This window comes from Halomonas sp. SpR1, from assembly GCF_031010175.1.
Taxonomy (GTDB): domain Bacteria; phylum Pseudomonadota; class Gammaproteobacteria; order Pseudomonadales; family Halomonadaceae; genus Vreelandella.
The window spans coordinates 113490-139918 of sequence record NZ_JAUAMB010000011.1 but is presented as its reverse complement, the minus strand read 5'-3'; the positions used below and the strand labels follow the sequence as shown (position 1 = coordinate 139918).

The window sequence follows — 26429 nt, the reverse complement described above, 5'->3', positions numbered from 1 at the left end:
CTAGGCTGGCAGCTTCCTGCTTAAATTCAGGCGAAAAAGTACGTCGTTTCTTGGTCATCAGACACCTCGTTTATGGTGGCAATATTACCACCTACGTTGGTGTCCGGTTTTATTGAACCACTACAACTCGTTACGATAAAGAAGTGGCGGAAAAAGAGAGTGTCGACGACAAGTCAGCCATTCCGCTTAGATACCAAGATGGGATGGGAGGCATCGATATTGAGAAGGTGCGACGGGAATAGCGTCAGGCTAAACAACAATTTATCCAGGCGATCCTAAGATACCTGTTGCGCAAGCGCTAAGAAGTGGCAGTTTCTGCGTAGCCGCTATGGCTAGAGCCTCCATTCGCTCGGAAGCATCCCGAGCCCTATTTTTGATCACTGCATCGCAATCCATTTCGACACCTATCCCCCGGCCCTTCTGCTGCTGGTCAGCCTTATGGTTGATACCGTCACTGACGGGAAGATTATCCAAGCCACATGGATTACCCCCCCTTTAAACACCCGACATTGAACCCGTATACATTGGGATTCGAGCACGTTTGATGGTGCCATGAAGATGCCACAATTAGAAAAGAAGTAGTGCTTTGCAAGCCTAGAATCAAATTGATAAAGCGTCAGAGTAAATTTTCCTATCTACCGTAAATAGATGCTTTTGATTTCGGATTCGGCAAGCTGAACATTAAGTGTCAAGTCCCGTGTTCTTATAACACACCTCGGTAGAGCCGTTTGCCCATACTATACAAGCTAAACTCTTTTTCACTGCAATGCGTCGTGAAGCGATTTCAAACTATCAGGGCCACCAGCTAACCGAATACAGTCGTCTGCCTCTTGCTCCCACTCCGCCGCTGAAGCCAGATGGAGGTGAACAGCCACTCGAGCAGACGTCGCCTCATCAAGTAAACCAGCTGGAACCCACACCAACTCGGTGTTTCTCAGCCTGTTGGGCACCGGGCTTCCGCAAGCTGAACAGAAGTCACTCCGGTAGCCAGTTGGCTTTTGAAAAGAGCTGATACTGGATTGACCAGAAAGCCAGCGAAAGTGCTCTTCACTCACAAAAGTAGCAGCATTAGCTTTAGCCCCCGTCGCTTTGCGACACAAGGAACAGTGGCATTGATACAAGTTTGGTAGTCCTCCATCAATTTCAAACGCCACCTCTCCGCAGAGACACTCACCTTTCATTGAATATTCCTTCGTAAACAAAGCCAAGCGAGCCCTAGCCCGCCGACTTACCGCTGTTAGCCGTAATACTCCATGATGAACTCTGGATGACCAGTTCGTTCATCAACCTGCTCCCCCAATGAAATAAACTCATGCTTCTTATAAAAATGGATACTTGGGTCATTCTCACTATAGACCGACAACTGCAAGCACTCCCTCCTGCTCTTGGCATCGTCAATCAGCGCTGATCCCACGCCTTTACCCTGCAATCTTGGTGACACAAAAATAGCAGCCAACGTATCTTCATACAGGCTATAAAATCCAGCTATTTGCTCCCCGGACTCAAATACAAAGGTCTCCGATGCAGGGAGATAGACATCGCGCATTTCGCTAACTTTTGACATCCAATATTCTGGTTCAATAAAGTCATGTGCTTTAATCGATGCTGACAGCCAGATATCCAAAATCTGATCAATATCCGCTTCCCGATATTTGCGAATCATCTAGGTGTTCCTTGCTGATGGTCAACTGCGCTAGAGGCATTATTGAGAATCATTTGATAAGTATTTTCTCTGCAACACAGAGCGAAGCAAATCGGGAATCCACTCAGGTTTGAAGAGAGAGGCTTCGTTTTCGAGTAGTTCGTCCAAGCTCCACCATTTCCACGTTTGAATCGTACTCTTTTCCTCATCAGTCCACTTTGCAGCGAATACCTCTCTGTTTGCAGGCCATTTAACCAGGAAGTCCCCCCTGTGTCAGGATAGTTGTTGCCTGATTTTAGTGGTCATGCCGTGTATTTCTTGCTAATTTGCGCCACTCTCTGGCCTAAATAACGCGCCGTAAATAAGTCTGTTTCATCTAAAATGCCGTCTACTGAATGAGAGATAAGTCCAGATTGTGCACCAAGCCTGTTACGCATTGCTGGATCGTAATTACCCGGTATATCCAAGCCGGCCCATAACATGCCATGCTGATTCGCGAACACTTGCAGGTATTGAAGCGTATTTAGCTGATCGCCGCTTAAGTTAGCACCAATGGTAAAGCCAGCGGCAATCTTGTTTGCCCATGATTGGTTGGCCCACAACTCACTCGTGGCATCACTAAAGGCTTTAAACTGGGCTGACACGCAGCCCATATAGGTGGGTGAGCCAAAGATCAATGCATCAGCATCGTCTAATTGCTGCAGCAGTTTGGTATTGTGAAAACGCCCTTCGGTAATATCGGCGCCAACAATTTCTGCCATGGTCACTTCAACATCAGGCACCGCCGACGCACCAGTAGCAACAGCCCTTGCAAGCTGCTTGGTACTCCCCGAAGCGGAATGAAAAACGACGGCAACTTTCATTACGCCTTCCCCATCTGTTGCTGTGTATCTGCCTGAGCTGCAAGCTGATGAACATCGCGGTTTAAATTCCGCTCGGCCGGGATATCGCTCAAATACTCGACAAACTCCACTTCAAACCCGGCCGGATCGACAAAATAGACGTTTTTGCGAAATGGCTCTGTGGCGCCAGGTTTGGCAACGGCAAAACCGGCGTTATTTAACCTGGCGACAACAGCGTCAAGGTTATCGGTCACATAAGCAAAATGGGCCAGCCCAACGCTATGGCCTTTCAGATCACGGTTCTCCCCTTCGCCATGATCGCTTAGCGCCAGGTAGTGATCATCGTCTCCAAAGTGGATCCATTTGCGTGGCTTGCCATACCACTCGCCATGGCCCTCATCGCGGATCCGCCAGTGCGGGAAGACTGCGCGGTAAAAATCCAGCATGGCATCCATATCCGCAACCACCAGGTTAACGTGTTCCAAGTACATAAGAGTCTCCTTGCGTTAGGTGAAATGGAAGGATAAAACCTCAACTTGACTTGAGGTAAAGTGTTTTTTGCGAAAGAATGGCAAAAAATATTCAGGGGCAAGAAATGGCGGAAGCGATTTGGAGTGTCGGCAAGGTTGCCAAGCGCTGCGGGATTAACGTCAGCACCCTGCATTTTTACGAGCAGCAAGGGCTAATTCATAGCTGGCGCAATGCGGGCAATCAGCGCCGTTATAAACCAGAAGTGCTAAGGCGGATTTCGGTGATCAAAGCCGCGCAGAAAGTCGGCGTCAGTCTGGAAGAGATAAAGCAGGCCTTCGAATCATTACCCAATAACCGCACGCCGACGGTTGAAGACTGGCAGCAGCTTTCAAAAAACTGGCAGCAGATGCTAGATGGGCGTATTGCTTACCTACAAAAGCTGCGCAATAACCTGGCTGGCTGTATAGGCTGTGGCTGCCTGAGCATGACCAGTTGCCCACTCTATAACCCAGACGACAAGCTGGCCGAATCAGGTAGCGGCCCAGTCCTGCTGGATCAGGCAGAGCAAAAAGCGAGAGCCCAACAAGAACCAAGCGCTAGCTCATAGTCCTCACTAGTAACACTTAATAATAGCCAAGGCCTTAACCTACACGAATGAACCATTTGGGCTTGATGCGTCCAAAGTCGCGGCGGGTGTTTGTCTTCAAGGCTTTTTTGGAATCCAGCACCACTGCTTCACGCTCATCTCTGACGAACACCACCCAATGCCAGAAAGGCCTGCCCTGCTCCATTCGCCATTTGATGGCCAACAGCGCCTTATCTGGCAGGTCTTCCCAAGTGCCGAATGGCGTCTCCGTGGGTGCAGCCGTGACACCCAAAGCACGTAAAAGTTTACGGACGTACTCGGTGTCTGACCAAAGCGCTGTGTCTTCGGCATAGATACCCAAGGCGTTTGCTGTCTCTTTCGCCTGGGCATAGGTAATGCCAGCAAGAGCAGCGCATGCCGCGATGCCACAACCGGATATTTCTTCTTGAATGATGGGGGTCATTTGATTACGAATGCTCGGTTTGTCCATTACCTAACTATCTTCATCCGCTTACGTCCGACTGCCTTGGTAGCCGTTATATCGAGCTGCTTGAGTTCGCTTGATTCACCTTCAACAAGCGCATTCCTCAACGCGGTAAGACGCTCTTGGGCCTGCTGGTCGCGCCGAATAAGATAGCGGATATACTCACTGTCATTGCCAAATCGCCCGCTTTCAACCTGACCTTTTACCCAGCTGTCTTGTTGCTCAGTCAAGGTGATAGTTTTCAGATGCATGCTCATAGCGGGGCTCCAAACGCAGCGGCAGTATGTCGATATCATACTGTATGTTTTGCTGAATCAATCCCTATTTTTGTCACGCTGCAACTCGCTATAAAGCTCGAAACGAGGAGTTAGGCGTCGCTTCGCTCAAGTATGATCTCCCACAGCGCTTTCGGTTTGACATACTTGCTAGTGACATAGTGCTCCATTGAAAGCTTGTTCCAGCCTTCGCCGAACAGTAATTCAACTGAGACTTTATCAAAAAAGCGCTTAGGGTTGCCCTCCACAAGAAATAAGTTCGGTTCGAGCTCGGCATGACCACTAGCCCCGAAATTATGATCCTGTGTGGAGTTGAGACGGCAGAGCATGATGCCGCCGGGCCGTAATGTGGAATGAATCCGCTGAACGATGGTTTGAGTTTCGTCCCAAGCGAAGTAGTGTAACGATAGGCTCGCCACAATGGCACCCACCTCACAAACCTGCTCAGGGAATGGTTCACGAATATCTCTGCACTGAACCGTAGCAGACGGAACTCTGACGCTGGTGACACCCACTGCCGTATGAGACAGATCAAAAGCGAAGACGCTAAGTCCGGCGCTGGCCAGGATGGCCGTGTCATCTCCGTGCCCACACCCGATTTCCAGGACAACATCTGTTCCAGCGCGTTCGCGCAATAGCGGCAACCAGCGTTCGAGCCAAGGGTTGGTGATCATTAAGTTTGAGACTCCTTACATCCGGGCTCAGCCACTTGCTTGGAGTGATAACGGAAACTAAGTTGGCTGCCGCTTCTCGTCAGGCGCCAGCGCTGCGTAACTCACTGACTGAAGGCCTGTTCAGCAAATCGTTAAGATGTGCGCGCACCTCCGGCCATTCACCCTGGTGTAAGCTATACATGACGGTATCACGGATTGTGCCATCGCGGCGCAGCTTGTGGCCTCGAATCACGCCGTCTTTCTTCGCGCCTAGGCGCTCAATCGCACGCTGGCTCGCGAAGTTAAAATTATCGGTACGCCAACCGACCACGTTACAACCCAGAGTTTCGAAAGCATGCCTCAACAGCAGTAGCTTACATGTAGTGTTAACATGCGTACGCTGAACGCGTTTGGCGTACCACGTAGCGCCAATTTCCACTCGCTTCACACTGGGCAGAATGTCGTGGTAACTGGTGGAGCCAAGCACCGTACCACTGGCCTCTTCAATGACAGCGAAAGCGAGGCGGTGGCCTTCCTCAAAGCTTTTTAACGCAACATTAATGTAGCCCCGCGTTTCCTCTGGCGTAGGCACCGATGTGATACGAAGATTCCACAACTCACCATCCGCAGCCGCAGCGCGCAGGCCGGGTTCATGATCGAGTGTTAATGGCACGAGCTTAATGCCGTGTACAGCTAGCGTAGTCGGTTTAACAAAGGCCATGTGCAACCAATTATCTCTTCGAGGTGAAAGGGAAAATCTGCCGCTACTCAGCATGTGCGGCTTTGTAATCAATCATTTCAATAGCATAGCGTAAGGGTATAAAAAGTGTAGGGTTATAAAACAAGCCGTTAGGCTGTTAGCCGAATCACGCTGATGTCGAGTCAGGAGTTCTTGAAATACAGGGTCTTCAGAGCCAGTCAGATGCTTTAAGAGACACCGAAATGGGTAGTCTCAGCCAAATAGTCATGGGTAGTGAACTCCAGGACTTTCAACATTGCATCACGTCTAACACGGGGCTTAGCAGTAATCTCTTAGCCGTGAGGTGGTGTGCAAATTATTCAGTAACGTAGCTTGTCAGACTTCACTTCCAAGAAGGGCTTCACGCACGTACCCCACTGCTTCTGGCATGCCGCCGAGAGTCGCTACCGCTAAATTAAAGTCGTGATGCATAGACATTTCCGTAGGCAGCGCCACGCAATTGATGCCAGCCTGATAGGCAGCTTCCAGCCCATGCTGAGTATCTTCAATTGCCAGGCATTCAGCGGCGGAGAGACCGAGCTGCTGCAGCGCGAGTAAATAGCAATCCGGCGCAGGCTTGCTTGCCCGAACATCATCTCCTGAGACTATCGCAGAAAAATAGTGCTCTAACTCGTTGACCCTTAACGTTGTTTGAATACCGTTCGCACTGGCACCCGTTACCACAGCAAGCTTTAGACCCGCGCCATAAAAGCAAGATATGGCCTCTTCTACACCGGGCATCAAGGGAAAAGCTTGCCGTTTAAGGTACTCGCGTGTTGCTGCGTTCTTCGCCTCGGCAAGTAGCTCCGGTGATTCATTAATACCATACCTCTGCACCAAATCTATGGCATTAGCAGGAGTTGGCACACCTGCATAGTGAGCTTTGTACTGCTGTTCGGATAATGTAAAGCCATAGCGCTTAAGAACTTGCGCCCACATTCTGTAGTGGACTGGTTCAGAGTTGACTAGAGTGCCATCGTGGTCGAATAGGATTGCTCGAAGCTGCATATGGTTTCCGAGAAACGTAATTTGTGAACGCTAGGATAGTCATAATAGCTGCTAACTTGCTAACAGTCTTACTAATCAGTATCCATAACAGGCAGGACAGGATTTAACCCCACAATATTTGCATATTCCGTAACTACCAAGCAGTGCCTTCTCTGCATAATCCACGCCTACATCATCGAACGTAGGTCACGAGCTATGAGCGCGGCGAATGCTCTGGCCGTGTCGCTGCCATCATCGGCCAAATAGACATGGGTGAGTCCTAACGATGGCAGTCCCCAATGCTCAGGGACTTCGACTAGATCATGGTCGACCAGCGATCTAGGCAGAGCCGCCACCGCAAGATCTGCGCGAAGCGATGCAACCTGCCCCATCGACGTATCGCTAGAATAGGCAACACGATAGGAGCGGCCGACTTTCTCCAAAGCGCTGAGCGCCGCATCGCGCCAAGCGCAGCCGATCTCAGCCACTGCCAGCGGCAGAGGATCTTGCTCCACGGCACGACCACCATCATACATTAACCAGATCAGTTCTTCGGAAAACAGATCAAGCGCCTGAAGCTGCGGCATATTTGCTTCATTAAAAAGCGCAAGATTGGCGTTACCCTCCATGAAGAGTCGCTGCGAGGTCTCACTGGAGTCCAGTCTGACATCTACACGGATATTAGGATGAATTTCGGCTAATCGTTGAAGCAATCTCGGCACCAGGGAAACACCAAGATCATGTGGAGCGGCGATACGCAGCCCCCCAGACAAAGATGAGCCATGGAATGCGGCCATCGCCTCATCGCTGATCCCTACCAGACGCCGTGCAAATCCCAGCAGAACCTCTCCGTGGTAGGTCAAGTGCACACGACGGGCATCACGATATAGAAGCCTTACACCAAGCTGATCTTCCAGCTTGCCGACCTGAAGACTGACGGCAGAGGGTGAGCGGTGCACGCGCGCTGCAGCACGACGAAAACTCCCCGTTTCGCAAATCGCAACGAAGGTTCGGGCGGCATCCAGATTAAGCGTCCGGGTGACTGTCCCCTGATCATCAGCTTGGTAAGTTGAGGTTTTCTCATTCATAGAGTCACCATATATCGTTTTTCTAATTCTCAGGCAAAGCATACCCTTTACCGAAACGAAAACCAAAGGATGAACAATGTCATCGCCTTTAAAAGAGCGCAGCCTTGGTCTTGTCTGGGCCACGACCGCTATTAGCATCTGGTCAGGATCGTTGGTCATGTTGCGGCTTGGCGTAACGACGAGCCTAAATGCATACGACCTTACCGCACTGCGTGTCGGTGTCGCTGCGCTGCTTCTTGCACCTGTCATCTACAAGAGAGGCCTCACTCCAGGAGACAATGGTGTGGGTGGCGCCCTAACGATGGCAGTTTGCTTTGGGGCACCCTATATCCTACTTATCTCACTTGGACTGAAAACTGCTCCAGCATCTGCGGCAGGCTCCCTCAATCCTGGGATAATGGCCATCGTCTCCGTGCTATTGGGCTGGAAAATTTTCGGCGACAAGATGGGCCCTGTACGCATACTAGGAGTAGGAGTAATTCTTATCGGGATATCATTCTTTTCAGGTTTTTTGAGCACAGGAATGCCCTCAACCGGGCACTTTATACTGATCTTTACTGGCGTGATGTGGGCAAGTTATGCGCTGATAGCCCGCCAATCAGGCATCCCGGCCCTGCACGCCACGGCTATTGTCGCCGTGGGCTCTGCCATTCTTTACCTACCCATCTACGCCGTTGCACTACCCAAGCAGCTAGCCGACGCCCCAACAGCCGACATTGTGATGCAAGCGGTATTTCAAGGTATTCTCGTGAGTGTCGTCGCCGTCTTTGCTTTCAACCGTTCCGCAGAGCAGCTCGGGCCGATTACAGGCGCAACCCTGCCAGCATTGATTCCAGTAGTAACATTAGGGCTAGGAGCTGTCGTCTTGGCAGAAAAAGTAGATACCATAGGCATTATCTCCTCGGTTCTGATCAGCGCTGGCGTTGCAATGACACTTAGCCGGTCAGATAAAAAGTGAGGAAAGTGAGCACGGTCATGCGGCGAGCTATAGAAAAAGCTAAAAGCGCAGTGATAAATCGTGAGCATTAACGACGCTGTAGAAAAACCAATTCTTAGTCCCTCTCCAGCCAATTGCCTTAATCAATTTTATCAGCTATTGATTAGTTTTACTTTTCCGCTCTGCTCAACCATTAAACCCATGGCCGAATTCAAGACAATAAACGCGCGTGCCTCTTTTCCTCCAACACGCTGCTTACATAAATATTAAGGTGAATATCAGACAGTTTATGATATCTATCATACCATTCGATCCCAATTTGCTGTTTGCTGCCGCCGTTGCCAGAAGGTAGCCTGACTGAAACGCCTTGGTCCCTGATAGCTGGCCTTGAGGTGCCAGAGATAACGCTGGCTAACCGCTTGCATTTCCTGCTGGTAGGCACCAAGAGATTGGTGCAAGCCAGCTTCGATGGCCTTGGCCGCACTGGTCGCCGAGGCCAGGGAATGAAAAAGCCCTTGGGAAGCCAATGGGTCGAAGGCCAGCAGGGCATCCCCGATAGCCAGAAATCCCGACCCCGCCTTTGGCAACTGCTCTACTTCCAACAGGGAAGTGCCCGCCGGTCGACCGCGTACATGGGCAGGTGCCAGTCCCTCCAGCACCTCTGCCAACAAGGCATGCTCCCTGGCTCGGGCCAGAAAGACGTCGGGGCGGCGCAATAGCCGACGGCATAGAGGATCATCGACATCCATATGGTAGGCCAACACCCGCTGCCTGTTAGGCAGGTTCACCGTATACCACCAGCCATGAGCATCCGCCTGAATGCGCATAGTGGCGTCCTGGCTCTCGGCCGCCTGATCCAGAAAGCAGTAGAGACACAGCAAAGGATCATCGGCGTAGCGCTGTAATCCCAATCGGCGAGCCAAGTGCCCGTTCCGGCCCGTGGCGTCTACCAACACCGGCGCCTTGAACGACCCCAGTGTCGTGTCCAACTGCCATTGGCCCTGGCGGTGGCGGATATCCGTTTGCTTGCAGCCCTCCCCCAGCGTCACCCCGACATCCAGGGCTCGCCGACGCAGCATCTGCTCGAATTTCCGCCGATCCAGATACCAACCGGGGCCAGCCGGATCCTGAATGGCATCCCGCCAGACCGGCCTGTCAACGTCCCACACCGATACTGCCGCGCCCCGTTCCCGGTGCCCAGATTCTCGAAAAGCCGCCAGCAATTGAAGACGCTGCAGCAGCAAGGCGGCCGCTCCCGGCAGGGACTCCCCGATGGGAGGTGATCTGGCAGGGAGAGCCCGTCGTTCCAGTACCAGCACCCGCTGCTCCGGCCGCAGCAAGGTGCCAAGCGCCAGCCCCGCGGGTCCGGCACCAACGATCACCACGTCGAAGGGACGAGGGTCGGCCATTATGAGCGGCCGCGTCGTTGTTCGATCAATAGCTTACGCATGCCCTTGTCGGTGTCGTGGCGCTCCTCGGGCGTCAAGTCGCGACCGCCTCTATCTTCGACCTGCATCTGCGATGGGAAGTCGGGATCTCCGCTGAGCCCTGGCTGCACCTCCACGATCCCCATCTGATCGAAATCAGTTACCATATTCGCCAACTGTTTATTGTGGTCAGCGCCCAGGGTACGGTCCCAATTGGCACGCTGATGGTAGGCAGCCAAACGCTCTTCCCTCGGCAGCGAGTCGTTCATCACCGTGTCATAGTTCTCCTTGCTCAGCACCTGATTAGGTACCCGGGCAGGCCAGAAGGTGGGCAGATAGGGATCATATTCGGTGTCGTAGCCGGAGCGGCAACTGGCGGTATCAGTTTGCCAGGGGATGGCCATCCAACGGGTAATAGAGCCAGGAAATTGGCCGTAAAGGGGGCCGTTATAGGACTTCACCATGGCCGGCGTCAGGGTCGTGCCATAGTCCGGCTCCGGATCTTCGGGACTACGGTGGCGCCAGCGGTAGGGTTCCATATACATGGTGCTGTGGCGTACCGGCCAGGTCATCTCACACCCCGGATGAAAAGCATCGGCGATGCAGAACTCCATCGCTGCCCTGTCCAGCATGGCGGGCTGCTGCTCCAACGGTACCTTGTCGATGCTCTCAGGTGATTGCCGATGCGGATCGTAGTCCGCCTCAAAATCCCCTTCTGCCCACTTGTCCAGCAGAGCCAGCTGGGTGGTGGTCAGAGCGTTCATAGCGTCGGGCACACTGGGCACGGGAACATTCATGGCATCGCCATAGATCCAGGGCCAGGGCTTCATGGAGATATCGCCATCCTGGGGATTGCGGAAGCTATTGACCACAGTGCGCCTGAGCTCAGCGTAGGTATCACCCGGCTCGGCCAGTTGCGATAGATAGCGGGGCTCCAGGAAGTGCTGGGGCATGCCATAGCCGAAACCCGCGGCAAAGCCCGCGTTCATCCATTGTAGATCGCACATGGCTTTGAGAATGGGCAGTATGTCGTCGCTGAAGGAAGGCCTGGTGGGTGCCGGTAACTGACCAGCCTGGATAGCCACATCCGTCATCAGCGCGTACATGGTACGCACCGCTTTCTGCTGGGGCCCATAATTGGGCGGCGCCACCACCACCCAGGCTGGCGTCACGGCAATCGGACGGCCATCCACCAATACAGTGGCCGTCACGGGGCCGTCACTGGTGTCATCATACCAGCCGTCATTATTGGCGAAGGTGGTGGGGGCCTTTTCCTGATAGGAGGCGGAGTGCCCATAGCCACCGAAGACCTGCAGGCGGCCAACGGTGTCGGTGCGTATCTCCCCCAGTGGCACCTCTATTCCCATGAACTTACCGCCCTGAAACTGAGCCTCGCCGGAGCAGGTACTGATGCTGCGAGCACCTGGAATGATGGATAGATTGTGCCTATCCCGCAGAGCCACCTCGGCGTTACGACGTGTGGAAGGTGCTGCCGTCTCCGCTTCAGGGATATCCAACGCGAGTTCGAAGTTGTACCAAGCTGCTTTATGGTTAGCTACCTCCACTGTCCAGGTAATCTCGGTGGCGGGATCCATGGTCAGTTCCCGCACTACCCTACCGTTGCCGTCGTAAGCGTAGATGCGGAATTCAGCCACCTCGCGCTTCAAGGCACCGGTAGCGTCCCGATAGGCGCCCGGCTCCCTGGGCAGGGGCTCAGTGACCTGGGGACCGATGTAGAAACCGTCAGTTTGCTTGGAATTGCCAACCCTGGCGATGCCAATGGCGGGGTGGATTTTGGCGTAGGCGATCTCAGTCATCTGTCACTCCCTTTTTGTATGGAACGACACCAAGAAGCTAGTCGCTCTGGCGCCGAATAGGCTCATGAACCTCAGAACTGAAACTGAAGAAATAGTACGACTGGCGAAGCGGTGCATTGCTGCCTACCAAGATAGAACAAGACAGCCACTTATTCACCGCAAAAGGTAAAATTTAATTTGGGCCTCATCTATTCAAACTGAACTGCTACCTTTTACAAAATAACCAGCCTCCCCCACTTAAGCGTTTATCAAACCCCGCCCAAACCATTAACCGCTACGATTTCGAAATCAGTCGGTGCACACTCATAGCTGATTTCTAGACTCATGCAGGCAGCTAACCAACCTGAATTGATAGGTTTGGCTTAGCTAGCGTTGCTTTGCAGAAACTTCGTGTTTTAGAGCGAGCTTAGGCGTGGCATGCCGTGCCGTGCCGTGCCGTGACTTAGCATGCATCTACGGCTCAATGCGAATTGGTGTTCCGTTTGGCACCGCGTGCCAAATCTCTTCCATCTCAACATTCGTCACGGCTATGCAACCATCAGTCCAATCCCACCGTTGGAGTAGACGACCCAACCAGCCAAACCCGTTCCTCTGGCCGTGGATCATGATCATACCCCCAGGCGAAACGCCACGCGCCTCCGCCTGCGCGCGATCACCCTCGTTTGGGTATGAGATGTGGAGAGACAGATGCGCCATGCTGTTAGGGTTTCTCCAATCGAGTACATAGTCGCCTTCCGGTGTCCGTTGATCACCTTCCTCCTTTTTATGTCCGACCGGATTACCCCCGAGTGCAACCCCGTATTCACGGTAGGGCTCACCATCCCTTAATAGATAAAGTTTCCGCTTTTCCTTGATAACCAGTACTGCCTCTGCCTGCGGAAGTTCTTCAGCAAGCAACGCTGGCAAACGGGAATCAGCAAAGTAGGCGCCTGCCCCAAGAACCAGAACAATTAATAGGATTGCTATCAGTCTGTGTCGCACTTTAACCGCCTTTGGGTATAGCGCTCGGCTCACCGGGCAAATTTTTGATAGAGGCTTTTATCTTTTTTTTCACAAAAGATGACAACGGAAACTTATCCGGTGCAGCCCGCTGGTTATGTTGTATTTCACCAGATTGCTGATGAAGAATAATGCAGTACTCATAGTAATCTCATATATTTGGCTCTAGCAGCTGCTTTTCTAAACACTAATGCAAGTATTCGCCTAAAACCTAATGTTGGCAGCAAGATTAGCCAAGGCATCATCGACTTCGCGTTTATAGTCATGGGACGAAATATAACCCTCATAGTGATCGAAGTACTTATCCACGTTAGACGCAATAGGTTTGAACTCTGAACCTCGGCCAGTGCCATGCATGGGGAATAGTTTTGCATGTAGATGATCAACCCCATAGCCTTCGAATATCATTCCTGTACGACCAACATCTTCCAATTTCTCATCTAGCAGCAAAGCCACTCGCTTTGAAGCCAACACCAATGCTGTCACGATGTCGTCATCTTGCGCGAACAAATAGCTTGGAATATGACATTTCGGGATAACCACTGAAAAACCAGGTGTATTGGGATAAATAGACAGAAAGGCCAGATGATTGTCATCCTCCCAAATCTTGTGGCATGGCACTTTACCCGCCACGATCTCGCAAAAAACACAGCTCATCGTTGAGCCCTCGATTCTAGTGCATCGTCAAATGAAGACAGCGCCTTCGGCCAACCATTATAGGAGCGTCCGAATCCATCGGGATAAAGAAGAAGACTGCCTTAGCGTTCACTTCGAACCGCAGGACGGCGAACTAGCATGCGCTCGTTCGGAAGATCAGATTCTACCTTGCCGTATCTGAAGGTAACGATTCGATCCGCTACTGCGAAGTAATCATCATCATGTGTGACGACAATCACTATTTTTCCACGCGCAGCAAGCTCCGGAAGTAGTCTCAGGTAAAAAGTTTCACGGAAAGCCGGATCCTGATCAGATGCCCATTCATCGAAAATCACAACCGGCTTGTCTTCCAGAAGAACCACCAGTAAGGCAAGACGCTTGCGCTGTCCCGTTGACAATGCAGTGGTGGTGGAGAGCATTCCCCCTTCCAAGCGCACCACTTTCTCGAGCTCCAATCGTTCAAGATATCTCTCGGCGGTAGATGCAACTTCTTGATCGCAGTGTTGAGAACCTGAAGGATAAGCATCAAACACATGGTAATCGCTAAACACACCCGCGAAATGCTGGCGGTACCAGTCGATGTTGTCGGCACTTATCGGCTGTCCGTTCAGATGTATTGTTCCCGAATCTGCTTCGTAAAGGCTAGTGATCACTTTAGCCGATGTCGTTTTACCTGAACCGTTGCCACCAACGAAGAAAACGATCTCGCCTGGCCGGAACACCAAATCTAACGGCCCTACGTGAAAATCGCGCTCCTCAGCCTCCGCCTGCTTGTACGTATATTCCAGAGATGAAACAGAAAGGCTTTCAACGGCGCCGTGACCGACAATAGCTGCCGAAGCCTCATGACGATGTAGATTTTCATCCAGGACACCGAGCTCCTGAAGACGCTCAATCGAAACTTGGGCCGTTGTAAGTGTCGAGAAAAACTGCACGATACCTTCAATCGGTGCGGGTAAATACAGCACAATTACTGCGAACTTCATTAATGCCGCCCGATCAAGTACCACGAATTGCGGCACGGCAAAGACAATTACACCGAGGCAAACAAAGTACAGCACTTGGCTTAGTGTAAGACCCGTGGTTGCGTACACTGCCCCGAGCAGCGACTTGCGAAAATGCCTATCGAGCATATTCGAGAACGATTTTTCGAAAAAGTGGTGCTTACGGTGAGCGTTAAAACGCAACTCCTTGGCTCCACGAGCCATGCCGCCGGTGAGATCGTATAGTCCGTCGCGTGCGTTGCGGGCATCACGCTGAGCGTTCATCGCCATTGCGAGTAGCCAGCGATAACATATGACACCTAGTATAAGAACGGTGAGCAGCGCAGCTAGCCCCGCAGTGGAAACGAAGCCAAGGTAGGTCATCGCACCGATAAGCACGATGACATGACCGAGAAAATTTGGAAGCCCCGACAGACCCGCACCAATGCGTGCCACGTCATCGAACACATGCGCCATAATCTTTGGAACACCTAGTTCTTCGATTCGCGTCAATGGTAAGCGCAGGATATTTTTGGCGAGATTGTGGCGGATTCGTGCGATGGCCCGCATGGAAAGCCAGTCGAGTAAATTACGCGATACGAGGCGGCTGACCACCAGCAGTACCACGGCTCCTGAAAACCAGAGCCCAGCCGACATGCCTTCCGGAATCTCCCCAGCCAGCTCCCTTCCAATGAGCTGCAGAGCCAAGATGGTTGAGCCCGCGGAGAGCAGAACCAGAATCGTCAGAGGCAAAATAGCCTTGCCGCAAATGCGAAACAGAAGCAGCGTAACATTCATATCAAGTCCTCTGTTTTCAGTGTCAGCAGCACTGATTTAACCTCTCCGTTTCACCGATTTTAACCGTCCTCTCCATGTGCATAACGAGGCTGCAGAGAACCCAATTCCTAACCATCCAGCCAATTGTCTCAGTGTATTTTTCCGCAACATAACTCAGATCTGCTAGGATTCAGAACCGCAGAGGCCTACTAGTTCGGAAGTTTTCTTGGTAATTCATCCCCATGGCGCTAAGCCACAGCCGAAAGCCGCACCCTTTTAGATTCGTACTGTAATGCAAAAATACAGTGCATCATTAACGCCTTGATTGTCTTGTAACCACTGAACCGCTTCGCTCGAAATAGTGGTACGGCAAAGTTGTAGGTTTTTTTGAACCGAAAGTTCTTCAAGGCTTAGTATACCTTGCCCTTGAGTTATTAGGGCGCGGAAGTGCGCCTATGAAGCAACGAAACAGTGAACAACATTACAGCGGTGGATACGCCAACGATGATGAATGCCATGGGTAAAAACAGCAGGTTTTCTGTCGCGCCCAGCCATCGCGGTAAAGAGATTGGCGAAATCAGCCCAAAGATCCCGAGTACCGTACTAATGATGATGACGCCGAAGATTCCAACCAGAGCCAAAGCCGGTTTGTTTCTAAGTGGTGCCCATTTACAGTACAACAACATCTGAATACTTGACGCAATAATCAATGGCGGGGCAAACCACCATGCCAGCAATATGAAAAACTCAATTAATGTCATGTATTCGCTCATAGCCCTAACGAGTTACTCATCGGAAAATTAAGAGCGCGCAGCAAGTAATTATTCCACATTCAGCAACGGGTATTGATCTGGTGTACGAAGCCAGCCTCATCTCTAACGCCAACCCGGTTGCCATCAGGGTCGCTGATATTGATGGTTCTGCCCCACGTGTTTTCGGTAATGGCAGCTTGAATGCCCCAGGTCCTGATTTTCATCAGCGCTTCCTCCAAGTCGTTCACGTTAAATCGCAATTTAAAGCTACCCTCTTCTGGCGATTTGACGCCGTTCTTTGCTTTGCCGCCCTGCTCCACCATCAGATACCCATGGCCGAATTCAAGACAAGTAAGCTTAAAGCCGTCGTCCTCTCTCTCGAATAGCTGACGCAAACCAAATAGATCTCGGTAGAAAGCTACGCACTCCGCGTAGTTCTCAGTGTTCAGGATTACCCCGTAGCGGGCTACATTTGAGTTCATAAACTCTCCTATTGCTTAACGCCGCTCAGCAAACACTGTTACGAAACGGCAGTTTTCATCTCTCCTCACCCTGCCGTTTCTGCGCTTCTGGTTGTTGTGCTTCTACCTGCACTGCATGCTACTGAGCATCCCGGTTTAAATTGCGCTCGGCCGGAATATCACTCAGATATTCAACAAACTCCACCTCAAACCCGGCCGGATCGACAAAGTAGACATTTTTGCGAAATGGCTCGACAGCGCCAGGTTTGGCAATGGCAAAACCGGCGTTATTTAACCTGGCCACAACGGCATCAAGGTTATCGGTCACGTAAGCAAAATGGGCCAGCCCAACGCTGTGGCCTTTTAGATCACGGTTCTCTCCTTCGCCATGATCGCTTAACGCCAAGTAATGCTCATCGTCGCCAAAGTGAATCCATTTGCGTGGCTTGCCATACCACTCGCCATGGCCCTCATCGCGTACCCTCCAGTGCGGGAAGACAGCGCGGTAAAAATCCAACATGGCATCCATATCATCAACCACCAGATTAACGTGTTCCAAGTACATAAGCGTCTCCTTCCGTTAAGTGAAATGGCAGGATAAAACCTCAACTTAACTTGAGGTAAAGTAGTTTTTGCGAAAAAATGGCAACAGATACTAGATAGGTGTATTGCTTACCTACAAAAGCTGCGCAATTACCTGGCTGGTTGTATAAGCTGTGGCTGCCCAGTTGCCTGCTCTACAACCCCGATGACAAGCTGGCTGAATCAGGCAGCGGTGCGGTGCTTCTGGATCAGGCTGAGCAGCGGGCCAGGGTAAATCGCTAGACAGGTTAACGTGCAGAAACCGGCCTTATGCGGGTTAATGTTGGAATTGTGAAGCCAAGTAAGAGCTTCAAACGCCTCAATCGGTTTCAGCGGCTGGCTGCTTTTACTTTATACTGCCCCATCTTTTATTTTCGACACACCTTACGACGATCTGTCAGGGCGCCTTATGCCATTTGCAAAACTAGGATTATCCACTCCTCTTGTTCAAGCGATTACCGAACTCGGTTACAAAACGCCAACGCCCATCCAGGAACAAGCGATTCCTGCCATTCTTTCGGGTAACGACTTAATCGCCACCGCACAAACAGGCACCGGCAAAACCGCTGCCTTTGTGCTGCCTCTGCTGGAACGGTTCAGTAACGCGGGAACGTTACGCGGCAAACGCATACGCGCGCTGATTCTTGTGCCGACCCGTGAGTTAGCGGTTCAGGACGAAGCCAATGTGGCTCAATACGCTAAACACACGCACCTAACCTCTATGGCCATGTATGGCGGTGTGGATACCGAAGCTCAAAAAGAGCGCCTGATCAAAGGGGTGGATATTCTGGTCGCCACGCCCGGCAGGTTGCTTGATTTGGCGCATCAGCGTGCGCTGCACTTTGATGAACTTAAAGTCATGGTATTGGACGAAGCGGACAGAATGGTCGACATGGGCTTTGTCGACGACATCAAGAAAATCATAGACCGCCTGCCTGAAGACCGTCAGAACCTGCTGTTTTCGGCCACCATGACCGATGACGTTCGGGCGCTGGCCTACGATTTTTCAGATAGCAAGATGACCGATCTTGCGGCTGAAATATCCATTTCCCCCAACATTCGCGCTGCCGCTAATATCAAACAGTGGCTAATCACCGTCGACAAAGACACCAAGTCTGCCCTGTTGAGTCACTTAATTAACGAACAACAGTGGGATCAGGCACTTATTTTTACCGAGAAAAAACACAATGCAGCCAAGCTTGTTGCTCAACTGGAAAAACGCGGCATCACAGCGGACTCCATTCATGGCGATAGAAGCCAAGCCATGCGCGAAAAGATTCTGGCTCAGTTCAAATCTGGCGAATTAAAGTACCTGGTCGCTACGGGAGTTGCCGCGCGTGGTTTGGATATTGGCGAACTGAGTCGTGTGGTGAATTACGATTTACCTTTTAAGCCCGAAGAGTACGTCCACCGCATTGGCCGAACCGGCCGCGCGGGTGCCTCAGGTGAAGCGATTTCTTTTGTAGACATGAGTGACTTTAAAAATCTTTGCGCCATTGAAAGGCGATTAAAAAGCACTATTGAGCGCAAAGAGATTGCAGGCTTTCCGGTTCGAAAAGCAGTACCCGAGTCAAACTTGAACTTTAATAAACAAAGTAATCGTTAAACCTTACCAAAGAAGCTCACCTCCGTGAATTCTTAAAAAACCAAAGGTGAGCTTCTTTATTACTGGCATTTCACGAGGCGGGTAAAAACCCATCTAACAGCTCGGCATTAGTGGGATATTTATCCAATAACTCAAGCAACTTCTGCGCGCCTTCTACTGGCTTAAGCGTGGTCAAACCTCTACGCAGTGTTCTTACTTTTTCAATATCTTTTGCATCAATCAACAGCTCTTCACGACGGGTACTGCTTTTGGCAATATCTATCGCCGGAAAAATCCGTTGATTGGCCACATCCCGCGATAACACAAGCTCCATATTGCCCGTGCCCTTGAACTCCTCGAAAATCACCTGATCCATACGACTTCCCGTATCCACCAGCACGGTGGCCAGAATGGTGAGCGATCCGCCGTTCTCGATCTTTCTCGCGGCACCGAACAGTTTTCGGGGTATTTCCATCGCTCGGGAATCCAGCCCACCCGACATAGTGCGACCGTTGCCCCGCTGCTCGGCATTATGAACGCGCAAGAGTCTGGTAAGCGAATCGATCACAATCATCACATTGTGCCCCTCGCCTGCTTGCTTACGCGCCGTTTCAAGCAGCTTATCTGCCATATTGACATGGTGTGTGTAGCTTTCGTCTGAAGACGATGCATGCACCTCTGCCGAGACACTGCGCTTAAAATCGGTCACTTCTTCCGGGCGCTCATCAATCAACAAGGCATACAGCTTTATGTCGGGATGAGCCTCGGCCACGGCCTGACAGATATGTTTTAACATCGTCGTTTTGCCAGAGCCTGGCGGCGCCACAATCAACCCACGCTGCCCCATCCCAATGGGCGTAATCAAATCCATCGCTCGAACGGTACGCTGTTGAGAGCCAGGCGCTAAATAAATGCGCGGGGAAGGATGAACAGCAACGCCATTTAAAAAACGCTTTTCTGGATCATCAGGAAATTGATCTTCAACTTCGTCGGTGGGCTTGGCATCTACCTGTTTTTTCGTCTTCAGACTTAGTGTTTTTCTCGTCATAATATCGATTGATCGCCTTTAATAACCTGAATTTATAGAATAACTGCAGCGCTTTGAAAATGATATTGAGCGAGAGCAACGCTGAATCGCTCCAGGGTTCGTAGACACCTCCAGGCCTTATTGTGAAATGCACCAAGACACGTCGAAATGGCGCCAGTACGAGCCTGCTTTCATTGCGTCGACATATTGGCAGCAGTTTGAACTGCTCAATGGTCATACGGAACCTGCTTTGCTAACGCCCAGTTAACCCGCGAATCACGGAGGGCGCAGCCCGTTATGTTGTGTCGGGTTCAACGGATTGTCAGAGCTCTCGGATGCATAATCAACATAATTGCTTACCGCAGCTTTCTCGAATAAATAGCGCCTTAGTATTTTAATGCATCTATCGAAAAATAATTTTCTTTGTTCATCACTTTCAAAGCTTACGCCCCTAAGGTCACTCTTAATTTTCTTTGAAAACTTCGTCTTACTAATAAATCTTGACGAAATAAATCTAAAACCAAAAGGTAGTTGTTGTGCTACGGAAAATGTGTAAAGTTTCAATTTTTTTGACACACCTTCCAAGGGAAGGGTTAGGCAGTACTTATTGCTATCTAAGGAAAGATCAGAGAAAATTACAACCCTTCGTTCATCTCCCACCTCAGGCAATGGAACTATTAATGTTCCAAATTTAGTTGAATAGCTAACGACTTCTCGAAAGGAGATCCCGTGCTTCATCATGTTTTGACCATTCTTCGCTGGGTCATATTGAGTAAATTGTGACTTTGAAAAAATCGTCTCCGAAATTTTAAGCTTGTCATGTGAGTTAGGGAACAGCTTATTCAGGGCATAAATTTTTATGTCAAGATCAGCAGCTATGTGGAGCTGTATATTTCCTGTTAATATTTTCCCAAGAACGACATCTCTATTTTGAGGCAGATTCAAATCCTTCAGCTTTTGGTTCAACTCCGCTTCGGGCATGTTCTTAAAAACATGCTCTATGTCTGACGATACTGTGTATTCAAGCAACTATATTTCCTCTTTACGATTTTCCTACGTCTAACGCCCCGCTTTGCGGAAAATTTGTCCGGCAGCAGCGCTTTTTTAGGGTATTGATGCCGCATAGTCTTTGTAGGCGCGAGACATCTAACCATTCACTTTACATAGCTGTGATTTGCTTATAGGCCACAGCCTTAAATCGTGGTTACGGAACTTTTTAACTGATGACGTAGAGGATTTATTTGTTTTTTCACTCACCCCACTAGCATCAAAAATACCAAAGGCGAGCAACACATCATCAACTTTATAACTTTCAAACATCTCAATATCAGGAGACCATATAGAAACACTCACTGAATCCAATGTATCTTTTTCATCTGTTTTTCTATATGGGCCAGCTAAGTTAATTACTGAAAATTTACCGTTTTTACCATCGATAGTTCTGATAGATTTGACAACCCCGACAATCGCAACTGGAACTGTGACGGTTGCTTTACGTATATTCGAATAACACCTAAAAAAATCTTTATCTTCGTAGTAAAAGTCCTTCCATGGAAGGCGAACACCTTCAAACACTAGTTCTAGTAGATTTTCTATATCTGTGTTTTTTTCGCAAAACGACCGCACCTTTAACACCCTTAGAGCACTATTTATATATGAACCAAGCTTTTTTCCAGACTTTACATATTCTTTTTCTTTAGTTTCTTTTTTATCATCTGTTTCGTCCTTATTTTTTTTCTTCGCCAGATATTGTAGCTCATTTATAGCCTTTTTTACGGCTAATAATCGTAACTCAAATTTACCTGATTCTGTTTGAGTGAGAACATTCCCTTCAGACTCTCGAACAATTAATTTTACCTGACCTTCAACGTTGTACTTGCACTCCGAGCCGTGAGTATTTCTTGTTTTCAATCTGAAGTATGGATTTACAGAGATAATTTTGTCGCCTACCTCACGTGTGAAACCATTCACGAAGCTAACTTTGGCGTCACAAAATTCGCATTCAAGAGGGGATTCATAATCTGAGCTTTCGGCCATAGATATATTGATTTTTATCTTGTTGCTATCTATAGCAGCATGCATTTTTGAAGCCATATAAATTCCAATTTTAGATGTATTGCCTAACGAGGCTGTAGAAAAATTCGATTTCAAGCCACGTGTATCGCCTGTCGTCCTGATTTTTTGGCTCAGCCAGTCATCTGGCTGAGTCATCCTAATATCGGTATTCAGCCACTAAGGAGCGCGCCTAATGCCAGTTAAGAGGGCTATTTTGCACTTATGAATCGCCATACCCCGCTCCTCGCCTCTCATGAGGCAACAAAATGACCATCATTCGCCAACTTCTCAATATTGTGCACCATACAGTAGAGCTGCCATTGACCTTGCACCTTCTTCTTACCCCGAAGGCTGAAGCGGCTCAGTCTATTCGTCGTGCCAATGTTGCCGAATACCGGCTCTACGACTGACATGCGATGGCTGTAGATTTCCTTGCCCTTCTGGCTATCCATCCGGTGTTTCATCCAATCGGTGTAATTTGGTAAGCGTTTGTTCTCGATAATAAAAGACACTTGTCGCCCTACGCCATTGCGATGGTCGGCCGAACTTGGGTTCTGTATGCATCGGTATTTCTTTGGGCAGTACCAAGCCGACCGGTCGCATCATTGCGGTACTTGGGATGGAAAACAGACAAGTCGAGCTTGTGCTCGATCAGGTAGTGCACAGCGTGTTCAAAGGTGCCTGGCTGGAGTTGATTCTGGTAGTTGATCACCACCATGGCATTCTGATCGTAGTTATAAGCCTTGAAGCGCGGCATGCTGACCACTCCTCGTCTATTTTTTTCGATCCTACCAAAACTTAAGTATCAGTGGGATTTTCTACAGCCTCAACGCATAGCTAACCGGCGCGAGGCACAAGCTTCCGGTTGAGCGCATCGTTAGACCGGTATCCTAGCGAAACTCGTTGAATGTCTTTAGCAACTTCATAGTCGCCTCATAATCTAACTGGTCACCTTCATACTCGCACCGATAAAGTCCCTGGAGATTCGACGGCAGGTTCACTCCCTTCTCTACAAGCAAGACAAAGCGGTTCTTGTACAGTGCGATAGCGGCACCAATTTCGATTAGCACGTTCTCGTTAATTCGCGTATGAGTATTCCCTTCAGTGTCGAGCAGTTCTCCTTCTTTGCTCACATGGATAACCGCCGCACCACACTGGCGCATGTCGTTAAACACCTTCTCGGGAACCGGCACGGATGCAGTATCTTTCTCAACCGACACTATCGGATTGAGCTTTCCGAATGTAAGTAACTCCTTGAGCTGTGTAACGATTTTCTTGTTCTTGCCGTGGCTTATGAAGACGTTATTATTTTCTTGTTTATGTGTTTCCGGTTCTTCCGCTGGCTCCTTTTTACCGGATACGCGCTTAGCGACAGCGTCCAGACCTTCGTCACTATTCTGCTCGACCTCTTGCATCATGTCCTGTTCTTCTTCCTGCTCCATATCGGGTTGTGGCGCCGGAGAGCCCAACGCAACAAATAGGCCGGTTTTGGTATCGCGCAAAACTCCCGCATAAATACCATTCTCGTGGATCAGTTGAACCGCGCGATTGGCTCGTTCTTTAGGTATACCCATGCCCACAAGTACGTTTTCGGCGATAGATTCCTTCGGAAACTTTGCCTTGTTGTACTTTTGGAAAAATTCCCCCATGATGCGCGGCTGCAGGATCGCCTCCACTCGCGCCGCGGCGTCGTCTCCTTCGGTTGTCGGCGCCACTATTCGACGGCCGAGCTCCGTAAGAGCGATGGAGTTGGCATTATAGCCACCCTCAGTAAGGCCATATGCAATGGATGTACCGCACATGTTGCGCCAACCTCCGCTTGTCGGCGAGAGGTCGAGAGCGAGGGCTATTTCGTGTGGTGGCGCATCTTTACCCGCGAAGTTATCCCAGATTGCCTGTGCGATGCTGAGTGCGCGCGCAAGACTTTCTCTAGGAAAATCGGATTGACTGATCCTAGCTCGCTTTGGCTTGCTTTCTTCATCCTTAGCCATCATTTTCCCCAGTAAACGGTTTAACAGTGATTAAACTGCACGTTCTGATATTGAATAAACGCGCTGAGCTGTTCAACATTCTTATCACGCGCGCCGAGAAGACCATAACCATCTGATATTTAGTAAAATTAACAATAGTTTGGCTGTATATCCAAAATTCGCTCTCACGCGAGTTTTGCTAATCTAATCATACTCTATTCGTAAAATTGAATTAGGTCACTTGGCTTTGCAGAAAAATTGAGCTGGAGCAGGCTTTAGGCAGCTGGCGCTGCCTTCGCGCCGGGCCGCCGCTACGGGCGCCTTTTGGCTCGTTCCTCGCCAAGCGTTACGCCGCGCTACAAGTGTGCAATTACTTGATTTACGGTATTTTTTCAGAGCGTGGAAAGTGAAACGCAATAGTGGCCTGGCACTCTATTGGGCTGGATTATTTATGGTGAGGGGTCTTCGCGCGCTGAAGCGCCCTCCCACAACACCGGTTCAACACCACTAATACAGTGGCTGGGTTGTGGGAGTAGTTTTGGATTTATGCTTTTAAAACGTAACGGAGAGTTTCAACGACTTGATCAGTCGTGGTGCACCAGGCTTGGGCGCCTGCGTCGACTTCTTTTAGCGGGTGGACGATGTCTTCGCTGTGCAGGGTGATGTAGGGCTTGGCTAGGGCGGCGCAGTAGCCTGCGTCGAAGGCGGCGTTCCACTGTTTGTATTTGTCACCGAAGCGTACAACGACCAGATCCGCTTGTTCGATCATGGTGCGGGTGCGGATGGCGTTGATCTTGGAGGATTGGTGGTCGCGCCAGAACTGGCTGCTTTGCTCGCCTAGGTGGTCGCCTGCGGCGTCACTGGCGTCGTGATCGGTGACGGGTGCGGTAAAGACAATATCCAGGCCTGCTGCGTCAGCGCCGCGCTGAATTTCTTCGCGCCAGTCGGTATGGATTTCGCCGGATAGGTAGACGTAAAAGCTCATGATTTTTCCTTTCTGCTGGCTAAGAGTATGTAGCCTTATTTTATGGAAAAACCTTCCATATTCATACCTGGGTTATAGCAGGGGCTGCTTGGCGAGCAGGTAGATATCCATAATCCAACCGTGCTGTTCGCGCAGCTCTGATCTGCTTTGGATGATCTCGTCGCTGACCTCATTTAGCCAGCCTTTGATTAGGCACTGTTTCTCCATGCCCAAGTAGGCGCCCCACCAGATGTAGGTATCTTCAGGCGGCAAGGTGGTAAAGGCGCCGCCGCTGTCGAGCATGACTGCCACCGTGGCGGCATCACTAGGCCAGCCACGTTCGCGTAGGCGGCGACCGGTGGTGATTTGTACTGGCTCGGCGAGGGCATTTAGCGGGATTTTATGTTCGGCGGTGAGTACCTGCAGGCTGGTGATGCCAGGCACTACCTCTACCTCAACCGCCCTACCCGCCGCGCTTAGCCGCTGGGTGATACGCAGGCTACTGTCATAAAGAGAGGGGTCGCCCCACACCAGCATGCCGACCCGCCCGCCGTTGGGCAGGTATTGATCAATTAGCTGTGCCCATACGCTGGCAATGGCCGCGTGCCAGTCGTCTACTGCGCCCAGGTAGTCATTGCGGCCATCGCGGCCATCATCACGACTAGGCAGATCAAACTCGACGATGTTGGTGGTCACCGGCGCTTCTAACAGCCGTTCGCAAAGCAACCGGCGCAGGTCGATCAAATCCGACTTGGTCTCGCCTTTGCGGGGCAGCAGGATTACGTCGGCGTTGTTCAGGGCGCGCACCGCTGCCAGGGTGACGTGATCAAGATTGCCGGTGCCGATACCTATCAGTGACAGCGTGATCATGGGTCGCTCTTATCAGTGGGTGTGGCAAAGGGCGAATCCGCCGACTGGGGGCGGAAGCGGCGGTCGTAACCCACCGCGTAGAGGCTGCTCTCATCGAAGTCTTCACTTTCCAGCACTGGCCCTACCAGGATTAGCGCGGTGCGTTGCATGGTGCTATCGATCAGCCCTTCTATGCTGGCTAGCCGCCCCTGCACTACCCGCTCGTCGGGCCAGCTTGCCCGCCATACAATCGCCACCGGGCACTGCCCGCCGTAGTAAGGTGTCAGGCTTTCCACTACCTGGGCAAGATTATGGATCGAGAGGTGAATCGCCAGCGTTGCCCCGGTGCGGGCAAAGTTGGCCAGCGTCTCGTCGCTGGGCATGGCGCTGGCCCGCCCCGGCGTGCGGGTAAGCACCACCGACTGGGCCACGCCCGGTAGCGTTAGCTCCTGGCCTAGCGTTGCTGCCGCTGCGGCAAAGGATGGCACGCCGGGGGTGAGGCTGTAAGGGATATCCAGCTCGCGCAGGCGGCGCAGCTGCTCGCCCATGGCCGACCATACCGAGAGATCCCCCGAGTGCAGTCTGGCGACGTCCAAGCCTTCGGCGTGGGCGGTTTGAATCTCGTGAAGTATCTCGTCTAGCGAAAGCGATGCGGTGTTAATCACCCTGGCCCCTGGCGGGCAGTGTTCCAGTATCTGCTCCGGCACTAGTGAGCCCGCATAGAGGCACACCGGGCAGGCGGCAATTAAGTCGCGCCCGCGTAGGGTAAGCAGATCCGGCGCGCCGGGCCCTGCTCCGATGAAGTGTACTGTCATTGCGT

The 26429-nt window shown here is 50.9% G+C and carries 30 protein-coding genes; 3 read left to right on the top strand and 27 right to left on the bottom strand.

The features are described from left to right. Positions 1-758 precede the first annotated feature (758 nt). From QT231_RS10520 to QT231_RS10505, 4 genes are all read right to left on the bottom strand, one after another. Complete coding sequence (locus tag QT231_RS10520; protein ID WP_308336849.1) at positions 759-1181, bottom strand: GFA family protein; 423 nt, start codon at positions 1179-1181, stop codon at positions 759-761. A 56-nt stretch (positions 1182-1237) separates the two neighbouring features. Further along, the gene (locus QT231_RS10515) at positions 1238-1663 is read right to left on the bottom strand and encodes an N-acetyltransferase (protein WP_308336848.1); all 426 of its coding nucleotides are present in this window, start codon (positions 1661-1663) and stop codon (positions 1238-1240) included. Positions 1664-1944: 281 nt separating this feature from the next. Continuing rightward, entirely contained in the window at positions 1945-2505 is a 561-nt protein-coding gene (locus tag QT231_RS10510) for a flavodoxin family protein (protein ID WP_308336847.1), read from the bottom strand. Beyond that, positions 2505-2975, bottom strand: a complete 471-nt coding sequence (locus QT231_RS10505; protein ID WP_308336846.1) for a VOC family protein — start codon at positions 2973-2975, stop codon at positions 2505-2507. Before QT231_RS10505 ends, QT231_RS10510 begins: the two co-directional genes overlap by 1 nt. Before the next feature lie 104 nt (positions 2976-3079). Here QT231_RS10505 and soxR point away from each other — a divergent pair, with 104 nt between their 5' ends. Next, complete coding sequence (gene soxR, locus QT231_RS10500) at positions 3080-3562, top strand: redox-sensitive transcriptional activator SoxR (protein WP_308336845.1); 483 nt, start codon at positions 3080-3082, stop codon at positions 3560-3562. Between the two features lie 34 nt (positions 3563-3596). On the opposite strand, the gene QT231_RS10495 is transcribed toward soxR, so the two are convergent. The 6 genes from QT231_RS10495 to QT231_RS10470 form a co-directional block, all read right to left on the bottom strand. Next, positions 3597-4004, bottom strand: a complete 408-nt coding sequence (locus tag QT231_RS10495) for a hypothetical protein (RefSeq protein WP_308336855.1) — start codon at positions 4002-4004, stop codon at positions 3597-3599. 26 nt (positions 4005-4030) lie between these two features. Next, positions 4031-4282 carry a type II toxin-antitoxin system ParD family antitoxin gene (locus QT231_RS10490; protein ID WP_308336844.1) on the bottom strand — a complete coding sequence of 84 codons (252 nt, stop codon included), beginning with the start codon at positions 4280-4282 and terminating at the stop codon, positions 4031-4033. A gap of 110 nt (positions 4283-4392) precedes the next feature. Next, positions 4393-4974 carry a class I SAM-dependent methyltransferase gene (locus QT231_RS10485; protein ID WP_308336843.1) on the bottom strand — a complete coding sequence of 194 codons (582 nt, stop codon included), beginning with the start codon at positions 4972-4974 and terminating at the stop codon, positions 4393-4395. Positions 4975-5053: 79 nt separating this feature from the next. After that, on the bottom strand, positions 5054-5626 hold the full coding sequence (locus tag QT231_RS10480) for a GNAT family protein (protein ID WP_308336842.1): 573 nt from the start codon (positions 5624-5626) through the stop codon (positions 5054-5056). Positions 5627-6028: 402 nt separating this feature from the next. Continuing rightward, positions 6029-6700 carry an HAD family phosphatase gene (locus QT231_RS10475; RefSeq protein ID WP_308336841.1) on the bottom strand — a complete coding sequence of 224 codons (672 nt, stop codon included), beginning with the start codon at positions 6698-6700 and terminating at the stop codon, positions 6029-6031. A 167-nt stretch (positions 6701-6867) separates the two neighbouring features. Continuing rightward, positions 6868-7767, bottom strand: coding sequence for a LysR family transcriptional regulator (locus tag QT231_RS10470; protein ID WP_308336840.1), 900 nt, complete (start codon positions 7765-7767; stop codon positions 6868-6870). Between the two features lie 76 nt (positions 7768-7843). On the opposite strand from QT231_RS10470, the gene QT231_RS10465 reads away from it, so the two are divergent. Then, positions 7844-8725 carry a DMT family transporter gene (locus QT231_RS10465; RefSeq protein WP_308336839.1) on the top strand — a complete coding sequence of 294 codons (882 nt, stop codon included), beginning with the start codon at positions 7844-7846 and terminating at the stop codon, positions 8723-8725. 278 nt (positions 8726-9003) lie between these two features. Here the strand turns inward: QT231_RS10465 and QT231_RS10460 are convergent, their stop codons facing one another. The 8 genes from QT231_RS10460 to QT231_RS10425 form a co-directional block, all read right to left on the bottom strand. Further along, positions 9004-10113 (bottom strand): NAD(P)/FAD-dependent oxidoreductase, encoded by a 1110-nt coding sequence (locus tag QT231_RS10460; RefSeq protein ID WP_308336838.1) that lies wholly within the window; start codon positions 10111-10113, stop codon positions 9004-9006. Beyond that, positions 10113-11948 (bottom strand): LodA/GoxA family CTQ-dependent oxidase, encoded by a 1836-nt coding sequence (locus QT231_RS10455; protein ID WP_308336837.1) that lies wholly within the window; start codon positions 11946-11948, stop codon positions 10113-10115. Before QT231_RS10455 ends, QT231_RS10460 begins: the two co-directional genes overlap by 1 nt. Before the next feature lie 453 nt (positions 11949-12401). Continuing rightward, positions 12402-12929 carry a L,D-transpeptidase family protein gene (locus QT231_RS10450; protein WP_308336836.1) on the bottom strand — a complete coding sequence of 176 codons (528 nt, stop codon included), beginning with the start codon at positions 12927-12929 and terminating at the stop codon, positions 12402-12404. A 222-nt stretch (positions 12930-13151) separates the two neighbouring features. After that, positions 13152-13604, bottom strand: a complete 453-nt coding sequence (locus QT231_RS10445; RefSeq protein WP_308336835.1) for an HIT family protein — start codon at positions 13602-13604, stop codon at positions 13152-13154. Between the two features lie 101 nt (positions 13605-13705). After that, complete coding sequence (locus QT231_RS10440) at positions 13706-15385, bottom strand: cyclic peptide export ABC transporter (protein ID WP_308336834.1); 1680 nt, start codon at positions 15383-15385, stop codon at positions 13706-13708. A 413-nt stretch (positions 15386-15798) separates the two neighbouring features. Continuing rightward, positions 15799-16125 (bottom strand): hypothetical protein, encoded by a 327-nt coding sequence (locus QT231_RS10435; protein ID WP_308336832.1) that lies wholly within the window; start codon positions 16123-16125, stop codon positions 15799-15801. 71 nt (positions 16126-16196) lie between these two features. Next, positions 16197-16598 (bottom strand): VOC family protein, encoded by a 402-nt coding sequence (locus tag QT231_RS10430; RefSeq protein WP_308336831.1) that lies wholly within the window; start codon positions 16596-16598, stop codon positions 16197-16199. Positions 16599-16716: 118 nt separating this feature from the next. Further along, positions 16717-17142 (bottom strand): VOC family protein, encoded by a 426-nt coding sequence (locus QT231_RS10425; RefSeq protein ID WP_308336830.1) that lies wholly within the window; start codon positions 17140-17142, stop codon positions 16717-16719. A gap of 426 nt (positions 17143-17568) precedes the next feature. Between QT231_RS10425 and QT231_RS10420 the strand changes: the two genes are divergently transcribed. Further along, positions 17569-18765, top strand: coding sequence for a DEAD/DEAH box helicase (locus tag QT231_RS10420; RefSeq protein ID WP_308336829.1), 1197 nt, complete (start codon positions 17569-17571; stop codon positions 18763-18765). A 70-nt stretch (positions 18766-18835) separates the two neighbouring features. On the opposite strand, the gene rho is transcribed toward QT231_RS10420, so the two are convergent. From rho to cobM, 9 genes are all read right to left on the bottom strand, one after another. Beyond that, complete coding sequence (gene rho / locus QT231_RS10415) at positions 18836-19792, bottom strand: transcription termination factor Rho (RefSeq protein WP_308336828.1); 957 nt, start codon at positions 19790-19792, stop codon at positions 18836-18838. Positions 19793-20047: 255 nt separating this feature from the next. Next, positions 20048-20800, bottom strand: coding sequence for a hypothetical protein (locus QT231_RS10410; RefSeq protein WP_308336827.1), 753 nt, complete (start codon positions 20798-20800; stop codon positions 20048-20050). A gap of 117 nt (positions 20801-20917) precedes the next feature. After that, a complete protein-coding gene (locus tag QT231_RS10405) occupies positions 20918-21982 on the bottom strand; it encodes a hypothetical protein (RefSeq protein WP_308336826.1) in 1065 nt (354 codons plus the stop codon). Positions 21983-22077: 95 nt separating this feature from the next. Beyond that, the gene (locus tag QT231_RS10400) at positions 22078-22386 is read right to left on the bottom strand and encodes a transposase (RefSeq protein ID WP_308336854.1); all 309 of its coding nucleotides are present in this window, start codon (positions 22384-22386) and stop codon (positions 22078-22080) included. Next, positions 22347-22583 (bottom strand): transposase, encoded by a 237-nt coding sequence (locus QT231_RS10395; RefSeq protein ID WP_308336825.1) that lies wholly within the window; start codon positions 22581-22583, stop codon positions 22347-22349. Before QT231_RS10395 ends, QT231_RS10400 begins: the two co-directional genes overlap by 40 nt. 133 nt (positions 22584-22716) lie before the next feature. Beyond that, positions 22717-23817: a TIR domain-containing protein gene (locus QT231_RS10390; protein ID WP_308336824.1), complete on the bottom strand. Its 1101-nt coding sequence runs from the start codon at positions 23815-23817 to the stop codon at positions 22717-22719. Between the two features lie 523 nt (positions 23818-24340). Beyond that, positions 24341-24781, bottom strand: a complete 441-nt coding sequence (locus QT231_RS10385; protein ID WP_308336823.1) for a YtoQ family protein — start codon at positions 24779-24781, stop codon at positions 24341-24343. Between the two features lie 72 nt (positions 24782-24853). After that, a complete protein-coding gene (gene cobF / locus QT231_RS10380) occupies positions 24854-25630 on the bottom strand; it encodes a precorrin-6A synthase (deacetylating) (protein ID WP_308336822.1) in 777 nt (258 codons plus the stop codon). Continuing rightward, positions 25627-26424: a precorrin-4 C(11)-methyltransferase gene (gene cobM, locus QT231_RS10375; RefSeq protein ID WP_308336821.1), complete on the bottom strand. Its 798-nt coding sequence runs from the start codon at positions 26422-26424 to the stop codon at positions 25627-25629. Before cobM ends, cobF begins: the two co-directional genes overlap by 4 nt. Positions 26425-26429: the final 5 nt, after the last annotated feature.